At 45.1% G+C, this 19,404-nt stretch carries 14 protein-coding genes; 8 read left to right on the top strand and 6 right to left on the bottom strand.

The genetic code is table 11. The annotated features are described in order from the left end of the window. The first annotated feature begins 123 nt into the window (after positions 1-123). The 5 genes from FCL47_RS21270 to FCL47_RS21250 all read left to right on the top strand — a co-directional run bounded on the left by FCL47_RS21270 (position 124) and on the right by FCL47_RS21250 (position 7,138). Entirely contained in the window at positions 124-561 is a 438-nt protein-coding gene (locus tag FCL47_RS21270; protein WP_136815741.1) for a hypothetical protein, read from the top strand. A 74-nt stretch (positions 562-635) separates the two neighbouring features. After that, positions 636-2,111, top strand: coding sequence for a TolC family protein (locus tag FCL47_RS21265; RefSeq protein WP_205747398.1), 1,476 nt, complete (start codon positions 636-638; stop codon positions 2,109-2,111). After that, a complete protein-coding gene (locus FCL47_RS21260) occupies positions 2,108-3,688 on the top strand; it encodes an efflux RND transporter periplasmic adaptor subunit (RefSeq protein WP_136815740.1) in 1,581 nt (526 codons plus the stop codon). The genes FCL47_RS21265 and FCL47_RS21260 overlap by 4 nt, the downstream gene beginning before the upstream one ends. Positions 3,689-3,707: 19 nt before the next feature. Beyond that, positions 3,708-6,824: an efflux RND transporter permease subunit gene (locus FCL47_RS21255; protein ID WP_136815739.1), complete on the top strand. Its 3,117-nt coding sequence runs from the start codon at positions 3,708-3,710 to the stop codon at positions 6,822-6,824. Positions 6,825-7,015: 191 nt separating this feature from the next. Continuing rightward, positions 7,016-7,138, top strand: coding sequence for an HD domain-containing phosphohydrolase (locus FCL47_RS21250; RefSeq protein WP_136815738.1), 123 nt, complete (start codon positions 7,016-7,018; stop codon positions 7,136-7,138). A 279-nt stretch (positions 7,139-7,417) separates the two neighbouring features. On the opposite strand, the gene FCL47_RS21245 is transcribed toward FCL47_RS21250, so the two are convergent. The 4 genes from FCL47_RS21245 to FCL47_RS21230 form a co-directional block, all read right to left on the bottom strand. Then, positions 7,418-9,175: a serine/threonine-protein kinase gene (locus FCL47_RS21245; RefSeq protein ID WP_167496599.1), complete on the bottom strand. Its 1,758-nt coding sequence runs from the start codon at positions 9,173-9,175 to the stop codon at positions 7,418-7,420. 72 nt (positions 9,176-9,247) lie between these two features. Beyond that, positions 9,248-10,006 carry a PP2C family serine/threonine-protein phosphatase gene (locus FCL47_RS21240; protein ID WP_136815736.1) on the bottom strand — a complete coding sequence of 253 codons (759 nt, stop codon included), beginning with the start codon at positions 10,004-10,006 and terminating at the stop codon, positions 9,248-9,250. A 204-nt stretch (positions 10,007-10,210) separates the two neighbouring features. Next, positions 10,211-10,654, bottom strand: a complete 444-nt coding sequence (locus tag FCL47_RS21235) for a hypothetical protein (RefSeq protein WP_136815735.1) — start codon at positions 10,652-10,654, stop codon at positions 10,211-10,213. Between the two features lie 437 nt (positions 10,655-11,091). Next, positions 11,092-11,565 carry a hypothetical protein gene (locus FCL47_RS21230; RefSeq protein ID WP_136815734.1) on the bottom strand — a complete coding sequence of 158 codons (474 nt, stop codon included), beginning with the start codon at positions 11,563-11,565 and terminating at the stop codon, positions 11,092-11,094. Positions 11,566-11,802: 237 nt separating this feature from the next. On the opposite strand from FCL47_RS21230, the gene FCL47_RS21225 reads away from it, so the two are divergent. Continuing rightward, a complete protein-coding gene (locus tag FCL47_RS21225) occupies positions 11,803-12,126 on the top strand; it encodes an SHOCT domain-containing protein (RefSeq protein WP_205747397.1) in 324 nt (107 codons plus the stop codon). A 64-nt stretch (positions 12,127-12,190) separates the two neighbouring features. Here the strand turns inward: FCL47_RS21225 and FCL47_RS21220 are convergent, their stop codons facing one another. Continuing rightward, on the bottom strand, positions 12,191-14,584 hold the full coding sequence (locus tag FCL47_RS21220) for a heavy metal translocating P-type ATPase (protein WP_136815733.1): 2,394 nt from the start codon (positions 14,582-14,584) through the stop codon (positions 12,191-12,193). 539 nt (positions 14,585-15,123) lie between these two features. After that, entirely contained in the window at positions 15,124-16,176 is a 1,053-nt protein-coding gene (locus FCL47_RS21215) for a HAMP domain-containing sensor histidine kinase (protein ID WP_136815732.1), read from the bottom strand. Positions 16,177-16,670: 494 nt separating this feature from the next. Here FCL47_RS21215 and FCL47_RS21210 point away from each other — a divergent pair, with 494 nt between their 5' ends. Further along, positions 16,671-17,912, top strand: coding sequence for an OprD family outer membrane porin (locus tag FCL47_RS21210; RefSeq protein ID WP_136815731.1), 1,242 nt, complete (start codon positions 16,671-16,673; stop codon positions 17,910-17,912). A 475-nt stretch (positions 17,913-18,387) separates the two neighbouring features. After that, positions 18,388-19,359: a tetratricopeptide repeat protein gene (locus tag FCL47_RS21205; protein WP_167496598.1), complete on the top strand. Its 972-nt coding sequence runs from the start codon at positions 18,388-18,390 to the stop codon at positions 19,357-19,359. The last annotated feature ends 45 nt before the right edge of the window (positions 19,360-19,404 follow it).

Below are 19,404 nucleotides of genomic sequence, written 5' to 3'. Positions count from 1 at the left end.
ATATAATTATCTTTGATCAATGACATCACTGATCTTAATGTGCGTTTAGCATTGAAGACAACAAGAGCACGGACTGTCGTCATAAATAAGATTTCTGAACATAAAAAACGAAAGGAGGCCTCGATGAATAGATTTTTTTTATTGTTTGCACTGCTCAGTTTAATTTTTGTTGGTAATTCCATGGCTATGGAAGGAATGAACCACGGTAACAGTACCGAGGATGGAAGTTTTACTTATATGGCAATGGCTGGAGACATTCACACCGAATTTAAAGTCATGGATCTGGCGAGTATGAATATGAAAGATCCAGATGGCAAGACTCATCATGTCATGGCCACGTTTACCCGCGATGGTAACAAAATTGATAAGCTAGTCGGGAAAGTGAAACTTGTCTCTCCCAGTAAAAAAGAGCAAATAGCCGATTTAAAGGATTATGGCGGAGGCGTTTTTGCCGCCAATTTTATCATCGACGAGCCTGGAAAATGGGGTGTCATATGCCTCTTCAAGGCTGGAGCTGAAAAACAAACGGTTAAATTCTGGTACCCGCACATGGCAAAATGATTGATTTCTTCGGCAGGATCCGGTCATTGCCTTTGACAACGATGACCGGTTACCTGACAACCAACACCTCGGCAGTGTTGCCCTTTGCCGGGTCTGTTTCCCTCAAAGAGGAGATCCCCGTGCTAAGCATAATCAGACAACTCACAACGGTTTTTTCAGTTCGATTTGTTTTCATCCAACTCTTTTGCCTCATCGGACTTGTGTCAGCCCTTGTCGGAATAGCTCAGTCCGGAGAATTTACCCTCACTCTTGAAAAGGCTGTACAGGCTGCACAGCTCAATGATCCCTGGTTGGCAGGCAACCGGCACTCTCAAGATGCAGTCGAAGCAATGAGCGTTTATGAGGGAACACTGCCGGATCCGCAAGTATCGTTAGGGTTCGCAAACGTGCCGATCGATACCTTCGATTTTAGCCAGGAGGCCATGACGCAGTTTAAAGTAGGCGTGACACAAATGTTCCCGCGCGGAGACAGCCTGGCGATTAAGCGGAAGCAGCTGCAAACGGTGGGTAGTCAGTTTCCTTTTCAACGTCTGGATCGTAAAGCAAATATTGTCGTTACAGTGAGCCAGCTCTGGCTTGATGCGTATAACGCCCAGGAAAGTATAGCGTTAATCCAAAAAGATCGCCCATTGTTTGAACAGCTGGCAGATATTGCTGAAACCAGCTATTCAGCGGCTTATGGCAAAACCAGACAGCAGGATATTATTCGGGCTCAATTGGAGCTCACTCGACTGGATGATCGACTCACCATGCTCAAACAGAAACAAGAAATGTTTATGGAGAAGCTTTCTGGATGGGTGAGCGAATATTTTCGAGAGGAGTATGGGGAAAAAGTGAATGCCGCATCACCTCTTCCCTGGTCACATTTGGCATTGGACAAGAAGCGCCCCGATATAAAAATGCTGCGGGAGTCACTCTATTTATCTACCGGAGAGGCTAATCCCCAGCAGTTTTATGAATCTGTATCCAAACACCCGTCACTGCTTGCCCTTGATCGGGAGATTGATACCAGTAAAATCGGCATTGATCTCGCCAGACAAAAATATAAACCCGCATGGGGGGTCAATGCCAGTTATGGCTATCGGGCGGAGGATCAGAATGGGAGAGATCGGGCTGATTTTGTCTCTGTAGGTATTAGTTTCGACCTGCCTTTGTTCACGAGTAACCGACAGGATAAGGAGGTTCAATCTTCAGTTTCCCAGACCGAAGCGGTCAAAACGAAAAAGTGGTCACTTGTGCGTAAAATGATAGCCGGTTTTGAAAAGACCAGAACACAACTCAAAAGGTTGAATGATCGCCAAGTACTCTATAAGTCACAATTATTACCACAAATGAACGAACAGGCCGAGGCTTCCCTTACGGCCTACACCAATGACGATAGTGATTTTGCCGAGGTCGTCCGATCCCGAATCGCTGAATTGAATGCGAAGATTGATGCCTTGGGCATAGACGTGGAGAGACAAAAATCCATTGTCGAACTGAACTACTATTTTATGGAAAATGCCGAGGATATCATCGCAAAAAATAGCTCTGGGGGAGAGAAGAAATGAAAAGACTTATAAGTGTACTGGCATTGCTTGTAGTCGGTGCTGCCATCGGCTCCTTCATCGCCATTACTTTCTATCCCAAGTTGAGTGACTATTTCCCCTCTCTTAATGTTGTACAGAACAGCGCTCCGCCAACAGCCGAAAAGAAGCCTTTGTACTGGGTAGCCCCCATGGATCCTAACTATAAAAGCGATAAACCCGGTAAGTCACCAATGGGCATGGACCTTATACCTTTTTATGGAGAAGAAGGCGGTGGATCGAAGGGAGGCCCCGGTACAGTGAAAATTTCTCCCGATGTGGTGAACAATCTGGGCGTACGAACCGCCACGGCACACCTTGGTTCCCTACGATCTGAAATTAATACAGTTGGATATGTGAAGTACGATGAGGATTATTTGGAGCATATTCACCCCAGGGTAAAAGGCTGGATAGAAAAGCTCTATGTCAAAGCTTCAGGTGATCCGGTAAAAAAGGGGAAACCTCTTTACAATCTCTATTCCCCCGAGCTGGTTAATGCCCAGGAGGAGCTGGTAATGGCTCTTGAGCGCCAGAAACCTCGCCTCATTAGAGCTGCGGAGAATCGATTGGCTTCATTGCGTGTATCGGCTTCGGCAATCGAGCAGATAAAAAAGAGTGGAGAGGCAAAGCAAACCGTCATCTTTTATGCACCGCAAGATGGGGTAATCGATAAATTAGATATTCGTCAGGGTTTCTTTGTTCAACCAGGTTCCACAATTATGTCGATAGCTGCACTTGACCCGATGTGGGTGGAAGCCGAGGTATTTGAACGGCAGGCTGCAGAAGTTGCTGTTGGACTGCCTGTCACAATGACTCTTGATTATCTGCCCGGTAAAGAGTGGACTGGCGTAGTAGATTATGTATACCCCGAACTCGATGCCAAAACACGAACCCTGAGAGTTCGTCTGCGATTTGGAAATAAGGAGGGGTTACTCAAGCCTGACATGTTCGCCAATGTTGTCATTCACCTGGCAGACACTCAAAAGACTCTGCTTGTACCAAAAGAAGCGGTAATACGCTCCGGCCGTTCCAGTCGTGTAGTTCTGGCTCTCGGAGAAGGTCGCTTCAAAGCGATCAATGTCGAGATCGGACGTTTCGATGAGCAGTCTGCCGAGATCCTGTCAGGACTTTCCGAGGGGGAAAAAGTAGTCACCTCGGCACAGTTCTTAATCGATTCAGAATCGAGCAAAACCTCTGATTTCAAGCGCATGAACCATAACGAAAAGGCCATCCCCGCAAGCGTCTGGGTTGAGGCTACTGTCAATAATTTGATGGCAGAACATCGAATGATCAACGTATCACATAAGGCGATAAGTGTATGGAATTGGCCGGAAATGACCATGGATTTCACGGTGGCGAAAGATGTTGATTTTGCTTCACTAAAAATTGGTATGACCCTGCCTGTGGAGATAACCAAAATCCAAGGCGACCAGTACCAGATCACTAAAGTCCACATTCCTGGTGCCAATGTCGACAAAAGCCTTGATGAGCTGAACACAGATGACATGTCTCTGGACGGTATCAGCCCAGATAAAGAGAAACATGACGCCCATAAACAATAGGCAATAGGGGACACATATAATGATTGCATCTATTATACAATGGTCGGTTGGTAATCGTTTCTTCGTCTTGCTAGCTACCGTCATGCTGGTAGGTATTGGTCTGTATTCACTAAAAAACACCCCTGTTGATGCCTTGCCGGATTTATCTGACGTGCAGGTGATCATAAAAACATCCTATCCCGGGCAGGCACCGCAGGTAGTTGAAGACCAGGTGACCTATCCCTTAACTACTGCGATGCTTTCCGTACCTGGAGCCGTGACGGTCCGAGGTTACTCGTTTTTTGGTGATTCTTTTGTCTATGTTATTTTCGACGAAAAGACCAACCTGTATTGGGCAAGAAGCAGGGTGCTCGAGTATCTCAGCCAGGTTGCACCCTCACTTCCAGAAAATGCCAGACCTCAATTGGGCCCGGACGCTACCGGTGTTGGCTGGGTGTATCTCTATGCCCTAATCGATAAAACCGGCAAGCATGACATCAGTCAACTACGATCGCTACAGGATTGGTTTTTAAAATATGAACTGCAAACCGTTCCCGGTGTTTCGGAAGTTGCTGCTGTGGGCGGGATGGTCAAGCAATATCAGGTAAAGGTTAACCCTGAAAAGTTGCGAGCCTTTGGTATCCCACTGTCGAAAATACAAATGGCAATTAAGGCCGGCAACCAGGAAATCGGGGCGTCGGTAGTTGAGATGGCTGAAGCCGAATACATGGTACGGGCCACCGGTTATCTGCAGAGTGTAAAAAATCTGGGCAATATACCGCTCGGAGTAACAGACAACGGTGTTCCGCTACTGTTAAAAGATGTTGCAGAAATAGGCACTGGTCCACAGATGCGACGCGGTGTTGCGGACTTGAACGGTGAGGGGGAAACGGTAGGTGGCATTATTGTCATGCGTTTTGGCGAAAACGCCCAAAAGACTATTGATGGCGTTAAGGCAAGGCTGGAGGAACTTAAAGCAGGTCTTCCCGACGGAGTCGAAATCATCCCTGTCTATGACCGAAGCGCCTTGATAGAGCGCGCAGTCACAAATCTCTGGCATAAGCTGCTGGAGGAATTTGGTGTAGTTGCTTTGGTTTGTGTCGTCTTTCTCTTCCATGTCCGTTCCTCCCTGGTGGCGATTGTCAGCTTGCCTGTTGGTATCTTGACCGCTTTTATTATCATGCATCTGCAGGGCCTCAATGCCAACATAATGTCGCTGGGTGGGATAGCCATAGCAATTGGTGCAATGATCGATGGTGCGATAGTCATGATCGAAAATATGCACAAGCATATGGAGAGAACCCCGCTTACCAATGAGAATCGTTGGGAAATTGTTGCGGAATCGGCACGCGAAGTTGGTCCTGCTTTGTTTTTCAGTTTACTGATAATTACTGTCAGTTTCGTTCCTGTATTCACCCTGGAAGCACAGGAAGGAAGAATGTTTTCTCCTCTGGCGTTTACCAAAACCTACGCAATGGCAGCCTCAGCAGCTCTGTCAATAACGCTGGTACCGGTTTTGATGGGCTATTTTATCAGGGGAAGAATTTTGCCGGAGCACAAAAACCCCCTCAATCGTTTGCTGACAGCAGTCTACATGCCTGCCCTGAAAACTGTATTGAATTTTCCTAAAACTGTCCTTCTTGGGGCCTTACTTATACTCGCCATAGGCATCTGGCCACTCGACCGGATTGGCAGTGAGTTTATTCCGCCACTTGATGAGGGCGACCTTATGTATATGCCCACAACCTATCCAGGAATATCCATAGGAAAGGCGAGAGAGGTATTACAACAAACCGACAAGCTGATTCGAACAATCCCGGAAGTGAAAACCGTCTTTGGTAAAGTTGGCAGAGCGGAAACGGCAACCGATCCCGCCCCACTCACCATGATTGAAACATTTATTCAACTAAAACCGCGGGATGAGTGGCGTGCAGGGGTCACTACCGAGAGTCTGAAAAAGGAGCTCAACAACCTGGTTAAAGTGCCCGGCTTAACCAACGCCTGGGTTATGCCGATCAAGACGCGCATTGATATGCTGGCTACGGGCATTAAAACGCCAGTCGGTATAAAGGTTGCCGGACCCGATTTGAAGGTAATCCAGGAAATTGGCAAGCAACTGGAAACCGTTATAAAGGATATACCGGGGACCGCTTCAGTCTATTCCGAAAGGGTTGCCGGAGGTCGCTATATCAAGGTTGATATTCAACGGGAAAAAGCTGCCAGGTACGGCCTGAACATTGCCGATGTCCAGCAGGTTGTCGCCTCTGCGATAGGTGGCATGAATGTTACCCAGACTGTCGAAGGGTTGGAACGATACCCGGTCAATGTGCGTTATCCCCAAGACTATCGCAACTCACCGGAACAACTCTCGCTGCTGCCGATAGTTACAATGGCCGGACAACGAATCGCCCTTGCCGATGTTGCCAATATTTATGTTGAAGATGGACCTCCGGCAATAAAGAGTGAAAATGCCCGCTTGAATGGTTGGTCTTTTATCGACATTGAGGGTGTTGATATAGGCAGCTACGTGGTTAAAGCACAGAAAGTCGTTGCGGAGAAAATCAAACTGCCGGCGGGGTATTCTCTGAACTGGTCGGGTCAGTATGAGTACATGTTGCGGGCAAAAGAAAAACTGACTTATGTGGTTCCTTTAACACTCACCATTATTATAATTTTACTCTACATGAATTTCCGCAATTTCGTGGAAGTTGCCATAATTATGGGAACCCTGCCCCTGGCAATGGTTGGCAGTATCTGGTTGATGTACCTGGAGGGGTATAATTTTAGCGTGGCGGTTGGTGTCGGCTTTATAGCTCTTGCGGGAGTCACGGTTGAAATCGGAGTAATAATGCTGGTTTATCTCAATCATGCTTATGAAAAGATGCTGGCCGATGCAAAGGATGAAGGCGTTACTCCTGGGCAGGATGAGCTGTCAGAAGCCGTTCTGCATGGTGCCGGAATGCGGGTCCGGCCAATCATGATGACAGCCGCCGCGATTATTGCCGGATTGCTGCCCATATTATTAGGCACTGGCACCGGCTCAGAGGTGATGAGTCGAATTGCTGCGCCAATGGTTGGGGGTATGGTAAGTGCAGTCGTGCTTACCTTACTGGTTCTTCCAGCAGTTTTCTTTTTATGGCGAAAACGTTCGTTATAAATCAATTCTGTTATGGCTTCGGCTTTCATTCGGAGAAACAGCATCATACATAAAATAAATGTTTGGTGCTGTTTCTGTAGTGTATTCGAGTGCTACTGTGAACCTGGTGTTCTCCAAAATGACAAGTTAACAACACATAATGTCTGAATTTTCTGCAAGTATCCATAAACAGTTACTGAAGATTTGAGATAATGAAAAAACACGTCGTTATTGGGGCGGGCATTATACTCAACATCAACTGGCTCCAGGATGCGTTAGATATTATTTCGTACCACCATGAACGATACGATGGCACTGGATATCTCTCCGGTTGAAAAGAAAATACCGGAAGTTGCGAGAACATTTGCTATTGCAGATGTTTTTGACGCTCCCCTCACGCACCGCCCCTATAAACAATCTTTCACGGTTATAAATCTTCCATAAAATCAAAAAGATAACATCTGCGTTAATCCCTTGGAAATAGTTGCAGGTTTGGAGTTTAATTACATTGAGGTGCAGATAGGTGAAAATGAAAAGAAAATTTTGTTGGCTACTGATGGTACCTGGGAAGCAGAAAACAAGCATGGACGAGTGGTTCCGATAAAGAAGCAAATTCATTCGGGGACAGCGTCTTTTGCTACTCGAAAACTGGTGTCTGTGTAATATTTATTCGGCTCTTTTGTTACAACAACTGCATTGCCTACCATGCTGGATACCGCCTGGCCTAGGATTGTAAAATCTCCTTCTTTTGATTTCCCCCATTCGGCTATCTGATTGATGCCCCGTATGCCAAAGTTTTCTTGGGGATAATTAATGACGGGAGTAGGCAGTGTTAAGCGTTTTTTCGCCTCGCCTTTATTCGAAGCCATAAGAGTAAACCATTCTCGTGCCTTAATGAGTCGATAGCCATAATAATGCGCATATGCCTCAGCCCCATAACCAGTCACCATCAACACGGCGCATGAAGCGTGCATCGGTTGCTGGACAAAAAAACGATTTCCATCAAAGATTATTGGTTTATAGCCTCGGATTTTTTCGCTTAGTTTAACAACTAAATGGTCGCCCAATAGGACGTCACTATAGGTATAAGTAAGTTTGTCAATATTGGAGTTCAAAAAATCAACATACTGTTCGTTGGTTACCGGATTTTCTGAAAGATAGAAAGCATCCAGAGATATTTGTTTCTCTCCAAAAGGGCTCTGACGATTCAGTTCCATTTTCACCGATGGCACCAACCGCAACATCGAATTATCAACACCATGAATTGACTGTTGCTGGCCTTTAGGCAACACGCCATACTTGGGTTGGTTGCCGGTACTTTGTTGTATCGCTATATTTTTCTGTGGCAGAGGTGCCACAATGGACTTCGAGTCGACGTATAATTTGTATGTCAGTACACCAAGCCCGAGAACCACAGTTATCAAAAATACTCTTAGGACTTGAGCATGCCATCGAGGTTGAATGCTTTCTTTTCGTTCCGGGGATACGTTGTAAGGACATTCACGGATGTCTATGAGTCGCTCGCGCAACTCTCGAACAGATCCAATACGTTCTATTGGATTCTCAGCAGTTGCCGCCATAATGATGGTATTGAGAGATTTGTAATATTCTGAAGTTGCGGTAACGGTCAATTGCACCTGTTTAAACGGCGTGATTTTTTCGGTGATTTTGCCTTCTACGGCTTCAAAAAGAATCCTGCCAACGGCAAAGATATCAGCAGACTCACGAGCCAAACTGAAATTACTGTATTGTTCTGGTGCCATATATGCCAGGGTTCCCAATATTTCAATAACCGACCCTGTAACTGACGGAAAATCAGAACCCATAGAAAGTCCAAAATCTGCTAATTTAGCTGTATTTTCTTTCATGAAAATATTTTCCGGCTTAATGTCCCTGTGTACGATGCCACTCTTATGGACTTTTTCCAATCCTTCCAGAACAGGGATCATAAATTTTGTGATCCACGACTTGATCTCCACTTCGGTTTCGAAACCGCTTTCGTCCATGGTGTCACGAAGTGTCCTCTCGGCCATAAGTTCCATTACGAGATAATCGACCGTGCAAGGTTGTCCGTCATACTCAACTGTGTCCTGCTTGAAACCATAGATGCGGATGACATTTGGATGATCAATTTGGGCAACAATTCTGGCTTCTGCCTGGAAACGTTTCAACGCTGACTCATACTCTGAGGTTTCCATAGTGTGGGCGACTACTGAGGAGATAACCTTTATTGCCACTTTGAGATCCAGCGATGTATCATAGGCCATATAAACAGTGCCCATTCCACCTTTTCCGATCAGGCGAATGATCTGATAGTTTCCTCCCAAAACAGTTCCCGGTGGCAACAGCATGTCTGATGTTATAGCATTCATTTTTTTATACCTCTCGCTGGAGATGTAGGTGACCGCCAGCATCTCTTAAAGAGAAAACCCAAGTTCTCTTTTTCAAGCCGTATGGACAATAATTAAAGTAATGTCGTCGCGTCCACCATTTGCAATCGCGCATGACAGCAGTCGTTTTGCAGTTTTTTCTGGATCATCCCCTTCACCCAGCATTAACTCAATATCTTGAAACGAAACTGAGTCGTGTAGTCCATCAGAAGATAACAGAAATCGATCACCAGTAATAATATCCAGGAGTTGGCTTGAGACGCCCTCTAGAGGTTCCTCTGTGCCTATTACCTTTGTCAGTACATTTCGATGAGGAGAGGTCTCTCCCATTTCAGCTGTCAATGCCCGTTTTTCTATCATCTCCTGGACAAAAGTATGATCAGTTGTAAGCAATTTAAGTTTTTCATCTCTCAAACAATAAATCCGAGTGTCGCCGACATGGGAGATTACGGCTTGCTCGCCACATATAATCATTACTGAAAGGGTGGTTCCCATATGCAAACAGGTCGGATTTTTCCGGGTATATTGCTTGATTTGTTCATCAATATCAAAAAAACTCTGCTCTATATGTTTTTGAAGCTTCTTTCCTGAAATCTTACTTTGAGCCTTGAAAAAACCCGTCAGAGCACCACAAGCCATCATGCTGGCAACTTCGCCGCAAGGGTGTCCACCCATCCCATCTGCTACAGCAAAGAGCATACGATTGTCTACTAAGGATACATTTCTCAGATTGCCTATCTCAATTCTCCAGCAATCTTCATTGTTGCTTCGCTTTAAGCCGATTTTACTTCGAGTTGCGTATTGAATATGCATAAATTATTGCCTCTTTAAAGCAGAAGAACTCGTTACGATTTCAACTCATTTTATCTTGTCTGGCCCGGTTTTCAGTCCATATCCCGAGATTATGGCGGTCTTTCATGAGATTATACGAATGATTACGGACGTCGCCGCCTCTCCGTTGTAAAGAAACAACAATCTGGCCAGACACGGGCAATTTTATCGATGTATTCAATTCATCTATTTATGGCTACTGCGTGGTTGAACAGAATAGCTGAAGGATATGCCCCCAGCACCGGCCGGTACCATCAGATTTTCCCGAAAAGTACGGTCGGTTGCCCACGGTTTGAAAACACGATATCCTGAATAATAAACTATCTTCTGCTGTAATATGGTTCCGGTTCCATCTAAGAACAAAACACGAACAGTCAATGAATCAACACTGTCAGGATAATTCACATCTCCGGTCAGAATCATATTTTCGCCAGCCAAGCGATAACTGTAGCCCACAGTCAATTCTCCGGATTTGTAAGTGCCTTGGCTATTTCCCTTGTCGTTGAATCGTATTTGCCTATCAACTGATATGACCTGCCCTGAGCCAGCACATCCCGACAAACCGAGAGCCAACAGGATAAACAGAGAGAGAATTAATGTGCTTCTAGTGGATATGAGTGCATTTTTCATTTGTAACCTCTCTAATGAGTAGGAATCGTGAGAGAAATATCATCTGTTTCACGTATAATATTCAGGGAAAGACTATGCTTTTCATGAACACTTCCCCTAATGAGTAGAGCATATAGTGTGCCAAGGATACCGTTATACGAACAAGTGGTCAGAACTACAGTCATAACTTAAATAACTACCTGTTTTTGCAGCTTGAGTGAACTGTCTTGCTGTCCAAATAAAAGACACTATTCTATAGATGAGACACTCAAGTTCTACAAAAACTGTACAGATATTTGATATGCTGGTTCATTTCTTTTTTTCAAAGCATAATCTGGCAGGACGATTTACGACTAAAGTCGGAGATTTGTAGTTTTCAACACGTGCTGAAATTACAAAGGATAGCAATTTGGCATCGGCGAATACTCACCGGCTAAGGTGATGGAAAAGATGAACGATCATTCTTGGATGAGTCCCTTTCCATATAATATTTCTTTGGAAAGCCAGACAGATACGAGTCCTGCAACACTCAATTGCAGCAGGGGGGATATGCCAAGGCCGAAAACTGTCGGCATCTCTGTTTTGTAAAGCCACCTGTGATAATAAAAGAGAGACGAATACTCAATTAATGCTGCCACCAAAATCCCAATGGTAGAAAAAACAACAATTTGTGCTTTTGAAAACAGCTTCAGCCAAAAAAAATTCCACCACATCAAGCTGACCCCAATATACAAACTTAGGACGATCAGACTGTCCATGGTGGATAAATAAAGCACCATTGGGACATATTCCGAAGCAACCAAATCATGTCTTTGATAAAGGTAAACAGCATGAAGGGCTTCCCAAAAGAAATTCAAAAGAAAGGAAAAACTGAAAAGAAAAGACAAGATCACGCATAATTTAAGAACACTTTTTCCGGTAAAATTTGGCATCGAACCTCTATTTTTAGATTTTTTAACTCAGGGGAGTTCCCTGGAAACAGGACTACCCAGTGTTTTGTTGAAGATTACATGCTTTACCTTATTGTTCCCAACAGATTCCATGTCTATAATATCTCCAGATAAAGTGATCATGGAGGGTCTGTTGGATTACAAGATAAACTTTCCATAACAATTGTAAATCCTGCGTGTAGACCTCATCAATGTTTCTACAATTAGAGGGTTATGACCATGAAAACAAGCCGTTCCGTCATCTCAACAGCAACTATGACAACTGCGGCATTACTTTTTTCAGGATGCACTCAGCGTTCAATGAATGGATTCCCGCAGGGTTCGGGCCATATGATGGGATACGGTGGAGGGATGTATATGTGGCTATTCTGGATATTTATTGTAGGGGTGATCGCCTATTTTGTTTTAGATCGGATAAAACACAACCAAAATGCGCAAGATTCCTCAGGCGAAAGTCCAACAGAAATTTTGAAAAAACGATATGCCAGGGGGGAAATTACCAAAGAGGAATTTGACCGAATAAAAAAAGAACTTGAAAATTAGCCCGAAGGACATTGGTTCCTATTTGAAAAACAGGAAAGAGTGAGGGCTTATTATAGTCTACAAGTTACTTTGCTGAAAAGGTCTTGAGTCGCAAAGCATTGACCAAAACCGACACAGAGCTTAAGCTCATAGCCGCTGCGGCAAGCATCGGGCTGAGCATAATACCCAGGGCCGGATACAAAACGCCAGCCGCGACAGGAATTCCCAACGAGTTATAGACAAAGGCAAAAAAGAGATTCTGTTTTATATTCGTCATGGTGGCCCTGGACAATTTTCTGGCCCGAACAATACCGGTAAGATCGCCTTTTACTAAGGTGACACCTGCACTTTCCATAGCCACATCAGTGCCGGTACCCATGGCAATACCGACTTGAGCCTGGGCAAGGGCCGGAGCATCGTTAATGCCATCGCCCGCCATGGCAACTATCTTCCCTTCATCTTGAAATCTTTTAATTACTGCCGCCTTTTCATCGGGAAGCACGTCAGCGACCACTTCGTCAATATCAAGTTTGGCTGCCACCGCTTCAGCAGTTGCCAGGTTATCACCGGTCAGCATTACTATTCTCAAGCCTTCAGCATGCAACTGTTTGATTGCTGCCGGAGTTGATTCTTTGATCGGATCGGATACGGCCAATATACCGGCCAGTTTCCCGTTGGCAGATATAAACATGACAGTTTGCCCTTCTTTTCGCATTTCCTCTGCCTTGCCGGCGAGTTCATCGGTGATTATACCAGCGTCATCCATCAGCTTGAGATTTCCAAGAAGGACGTGCTCACCATCAACCGTTCCGCCGACACCTTTTCCGGTAATTGAGTCAAAATCTTCTGGAGTTGTGGTTTCGATATCCCTCTCAGATGCACCGGCCACGATCGCTGCAGCCAGGGGATGCTCACTTGCTTTTTCTAAGCTTGCCGCTAATCTGAGAAGTTTATCTTCATCTCTGCCTGCTGCCGCAACGAGACCAGTGAGTTTTGGTTTTCCCAAGGTCAAGGTACCGGTCTTATCCACTACTAACGTATCAATTTTACGCATAGTTTCGATGGCCTCGGCATTTTTAAACAACACGCCCATCGTTGCCCCTTTACCCGTTGACACCATGATGGATATAGGAGTGGCAAGACCTAAAGCACATGGACAGGCGATAATCAGTACGGAAACGGCTGCAATAATCGCATAAGCAAGTCTGGGTGCCGGGCCAAAGAAATACCAGCCGCCAAAGGTAATAAGGGCGATGAGAATGACCGTCGGCACAAAATAACCAGCCACCAGGTCTGCCATTTTCTGGATTGGAGCTCGACTGCGTTGGGCATCTGCTACCATTTTGACAATCTGTGCCAGTAGCGTATCACCTCCAACTTTTTCGGCGCGTATGGTCAGTGAGCCGGTGCTGTTCACCGTGGCTCCAATAACCTTATCTCCCTGCTGTTTTTTTACGGGGACCGGCTCCCCAGAAATCATGGATTCATCAATTGAACTCGCTCCATCAATAACTTTACCATCGACCGGCACTTTTTCTCCGGGTCTGACGCGTAACACGTCTCCGGCCTGGACATTTGCAAGAGGTATGTCTTTTTCCGAACCGTCATCATTTACTTTCCTGGCTGTTTTAGGTGCAAGTCCCAAAAGAGCCTTGATGGCAGTGCCTGTCTGACTGCGGGCTCGTAATTCCATGACTTGTCCGAGCAGAATCAAGGTAACAATAACTGCGGCTGCCTCAAAATAGACACCCACTGTTCCTTCCGGCCCACGCATTGCTGTAGGGAAGAGCACCGGAAAGAGGAGGGCAACAAGGCTGTAAATATATGCCACGGAAACCCCCAGACCTATGAGGGTAAACATATTCAGGTTCTTATTGATCACGGATTGGACGCCTCTGACGTAAAATGGCCAGCCTGCCCAGAGAACAACTGGTGTTGCCAGGATGAATTCCAACCAGCCCAAGGTACCTGAAGAGGCCAGGTTTTCAATCAGTTGACCGCCGGGCATCATATCACGCATGGCAATGACAACTAAAGGTGCGGTGAGAATTGTTCCGAGAAGAAAGCGTTTTTTCATATCACCGTATTCTGGGTTTTCTTCCTCTGCATCAGTGGAAATGTCCCGTGGTTCCAAGGCCATGCCACATTTTGGACATGAACCAGGGCCTTCCTGCTCGACTTCGGGATGCATGGGACATGTGTAAATCCGTTTATCGGAGGCCAGATTTCGTTGTTGTTGACTATCTTCAATTGCAGGTGCTTTGCCAAGATCCGTTTGCCCCCTTTTTTTTCCATGACGGTGGTCTTCTGTTTCCCCGGCAATGTAGGTTAGCGGACTTTGTTTAAATTTGGCCAGGCAGTAATCACTACAGAAATAATAGGTATCACCCTTATAGTCGTAGGGGATAAATTCGTCTTGATTCGCAGTTGACATATTACAGACTGGATCACGATATTTGTTATCTGTGTGCTCTGACATTGCAGAACCTCCCTTTGAAAGATTTTGAATATTTACGATAAGTAAAGCAGAAGTCGTGCCAATCTGGATAAATACTCGAACCGAAACTATGACATATTGAGTCTAAGGGATAAAATTGACTATTTTGTGTACTTTTCCAGTAGCAGGAACAGAGAAACGTGTAAAAAATGGGCATTCCGAAAACGTTTTTCATGAAATAGTGTCTAATAATAAGACAATCAAATGAAAGTAGGTTGGATGCACGAAAAATCACTAATAAGAAATTTTCCGTAGACAGCTTTCCAAACGATCGAGGTCTTTGTGAGAACCGCGCCACGTTATGTCCAGAATAATGATGCTTGGCAGATTAGAATTTATGCTCTGCTTATTTACAGGTCGTTGCAGATGCTGCCAGCTCTATTCTTGCCGTTTTAGCGCTCTCACTGCAGGCAAATTATGGGGAGCAAGCTGGCTTGGCCCGTGAATGGACGTTAAAGCATAGCCGATGTCGTCACAAACCGAAGGTTGATTTTTAGTCAATGCCGAGAGACTTTGCGGTCTTATTGGGGCAGGGCTGAATCAACATACTCATCTATGTTCTCATCCTGACTTTCACGGGGAATTTTCATTGTGAAAATTGCACCACCCTTTTCGTTTGCACGGTAAACAAGATCACCTCCGAGATCGCGTAGAGCTTTTCTCCCAGAGGAAAGAGAAAGTCCATAACCGTCATATTTTGTGGTGAAAAATACGCTGAACAACTTGGTTTCATTTTCTTTCGATACCCCGGGGCCGGAATCAGAAACTTCAAAAATGCAGAAATCTCCACTCCGTGTTGACCGTAAAAAGATTGATTGTCCTCTCTCTGAAAAATCAATAGCATTGTCGACCAGGGAGTCTATGATCCGGGGGATAGACTCGGTTGTGACCATGGATGGACACCCGCCCTGATCCAGATTGACACTAACCTTAACTCCCTTTGCTGCGGCATTTTGCTGATACACCGGTAGTCTTTTCTGTATTAACTCATTAAGATTATGTGATAAAGTCAAGTCACCCAGGGGCTCGCTGAATTTGGCCAGGGCATCGAGAAGTCTTTTTAAACGATCTATTTCCGAAATCATATCATCGTTTATTGGCTCGCTTCTACTCCCCTTTGTACCCTGATGTATGATTTCGATTCGCCTGACAATATCTTGAACTTCAAAACTCAGTGCGGAGGCAGCTTTTCCAAGCGTTGTGATCCTCTCGTTCTGAAACTGCTTCCTTTGTTGTTTTCGCTCTCTATCTGATAACCAGCCGATCAGCATCGCTATGAGCAGATAAAGGCAACTTTGTGTTATAACAATAAGATGCCCACTGGATTCATGTTGACTAAACATCATTGGAATTCCATAAACGAGACTGGTTATCATGGCCATGATAACACCTGTTCGCAAACCGAACCAAAAACTGGTGAGAATAAGAGGAATGAAAAACAGTTGTTGATGTAATATATGAAAGCCCATATCCGTGCCGTGGTACATAAGATGCACTGCCGAAATGCCCCCGATCAGCAAAGCAATAGTCACAGTTTTCAAGATCATATCGTTCCCTTTATGGTATTTTGCCATTTAGGATTGCTGCGCAACATGCCACATTAGCAGACCTGTTGTTCTCATTATGGAATGTAACTATTATTTTAAGCATTCGCAGTCAGCAAACAACGAGTATATTGGTGTTTCAGTTGATCGAGAAACCATGTCTGATAGTAGTATTTTTGATACTTAAGGTATTTATTGCAATATGAATGTGTCCTAATTCTGGACAATCGGGATTATCGCTTGTTGACTTGATGTCAAGAGTGATTTCTTATTTTTACTTTACAATTATACAATTACGGTTCTTTACGTATTGCACTACTCAAGCGTTAAATACGACAGCCCTAATCATTTTAAGAAGGAGGTGTCAGGCTGGAATTGTAGCGGGAATTAGTTCTGGTATTTAACCGGTTCTGCATTGCAACTAGTTGTTTGTTGTAAAACGAGGTTTTCCCCTCACCTCTGTGTAGATGTTTCCTGCTTTTTTCGGCTATTAACAACAGAAGGATAGCAAAAAGGGAGGCATTATGGGAGCATTGAAACGAGTTGTTATTACCGGAAGTATTCTTGCTGTTGGTATTACCTCGACAAGTGTCTTTGCCGAGGGAGATGCAACTTCGTTGCGTGAGGCTTTTACAAAAGGCAAGGTGAGCGGCAGCTTGAAAAGCTATTATTATGCTGAAACCTTTGATACTGCAACGAAGGAGGATAGCAATATCTGGGTGAATGGCGGCAATCTGGCATTTTCGACGGGCAGACTGTATGGACTGCAGTTAGGTGGTGAGTTTCAGGCTGCTTTTATCGGCTATAAAGATGATGAAAGCGGCGTAACCAAAGGAAGCATGGATGCCGAGGGTGCAGTCATGTCGGAGGCATACCTGCAGTATGACCTGTACAAAACCAGCTTTAAAGGCGGCAGACAACACATCAACCTGCCATTAATCGCCAACTCGGGATCGAGACTCATCAAGGAATCCTTCGAAGGCTATTTTTTAACAAACACCGACATTCCTGATACGACCGTCAGTCTCGGCTGGGTGAGACAATATCAGACCCGGACGGACCAGACAAGCTACGCCGACAACTGGTTTGTCGATTACGAAAAGAATGGCACCGGCAAACCGGGGGATTTCTACGATATAGGCGACGATGGTGTTTTCTCCTTTTATATCAAGAATACCTCTCTCAGTAACCTTGCCATTCAGGCCCATTATACAAATGTGTTCAATGAGGTTGCCGGGTTATATGCAGATGCCAACTATACCTTCGCCGAGGTGCCCACAAAACCGTATGTCGCTGGACAGTATTACTATACAAAGTATGATGACTCGTCCAAAGATGATAACTATTTGGCGGGTTTTAAAGCTGGCCTGGAAGTTGTCGGGATAGACTTTTTTGCCGGGTATACAATGGCCGGCGGTTCGGCTGGTGATGCACGAGTTTACAGGGGCCTCGGGCAAGCAGCGTATTATCAGTATACCGATACAGTCAAAACTGCTGGAGCAGCTGCCTTTGAAGCTGGAACCGATTCATACCAGGTCGGAGTGGGATATAATTACGAAAAATCTTTTTCCTCCAAATTTCGATTCACCAGGTTTGATAACCCGCTCGACAACGCCGACCTCGACGAATACACTATCAGCCTTGGCTATAATTTCTCTGGAATTCTCGAGAACTGGAGCGTTGCTGTTGATTACTCCATACTTGATTATGAAAATGATCTTAGGGATGCTACAGATCTACGTACCCGATTGGTTTACTCATTTTAAATAACTTCTGTCTTCCCGCCAAAAGCTTGCCTCTGTTGATGACCCTTTCAATATGCAAGTTTTTCTATGTCACGGCGTCTCATTCGGGTCGCCGCCCTGGTGTTTCCTTGCAAGGCTGAGACAGCTTTTTACCTAGCCAAAAAAAATCCTACAAAATCAGCTTGCCCGACCAGAAAAATGAATTTGATATTCATGCGTATGTTGCAGAGCAGTAATAGCTGTGATGACCAGTCCGGCGCGACAAACGGGACTTGTCCATTAATCAGACGTTATGGCCTGTGCTTTCCTTTTGTGGCTGTCTAATTATTTTACACGCCATCTGAATGCCCTGAAAACAGATAAATATTATATCAATAATTCAGTGAGATACGTTGAGTTTTCTCGTTAATTTCTTTTTGGTCCGGTTTATGCAAAACAAGATATGAGACTCAGTACTATATCTCGATTTTTTATAATGAAGAGGGAGGGCAACATAATGTGGAAGAGCCTGGTAGTTCTCATCTTCCTGACGAACATAATCTCCGGCTGCGGTATGGCTGACCTAAGCAACACGATCAAGGGCAGTTATTATATGAAGACCGGAGAATACCGTCAGGCTGAAGCGGACTTTGAGGAGACAGTCAATAAGCATCCCGACAGTGAAAGCGCGCAGTATTACCTGGGACGGTCATTGCTTGCCCAGAATAAGGCAGCCGAGGCCTTGTCCCATTTCGAGAGAGCAGTCGTTCTTGATCCTGGAGATGTGGACTACCACTTCTGGTTGGGGGTCACCTACGGCGAACTGGGAGATGTAAAAGCCGAAGAGATGAGCTATGAACGAGCCCTGCAACTCAACGGGCATCATCTGCAGGCACGACTCTACCTGGGCCATGTCAGATTGAGGAACGGGAACCTCAGGCAGGCAATAGAGGCATATGATGCAGTCCTGATTGAACAGTTAACCAATTCGGCGGCGCTCTATAACAGAGCCTTGATTTTGGACATTGAGAAAAAATATTCGGCGGCTAAAGCGGCATGGCTGAAATATCTCCATTGGTACCCTGCCGGACGATTTGCGCTCCAGGCAACGGACCATCTCAATGCTCTCGGCGATTTCTCCTATGAAAAGCAATTTCTCGGCGACCGGGCCGTAACTCTTGCCGAGATCAAGTTCCAGCAGTCGGGGAGTGTCAGCCCGTCTTCGTATCCATCATTGCGGTTGGTCGGGGCCATCGTCTCCAACCTCCCAAAAGGTACCCTGCAGGTTGTTGTCTATGTCCATAACAACAAACAACTCGCAAAACAAAGAGCAATAGAAATCGCCAATACCCTGCACACGTTTTTTCCGACAATCGGACCTGATCGCATTCGTATCAGCTGGTTCGACACTTCGGAAAAAATCACCCAAGATAATAAAACTTACATTAAAAACGAATCTGTACGGATTTTTTTAACTGACTGGAAATGAACCTGAATTGTGTCAGGTGCAGCAGTCGATCTTAAGTAAAATGAC

The organism is Desulfopila sp. IMCC35006 (assembly GCF_005116645.1).
In the GTDB taxonomy this organism is placed as follows: domain Bacteria; phylum Desulfobacterota; class Desulfobulbia; order Desulfobulbales; family Desulfocapsaceae; genus Desulforhopalus_A.
Note: the sequence above shows the minus strand (reverse complement) of the source record. Positions and strands in the feature narration are given on the sequence as shown.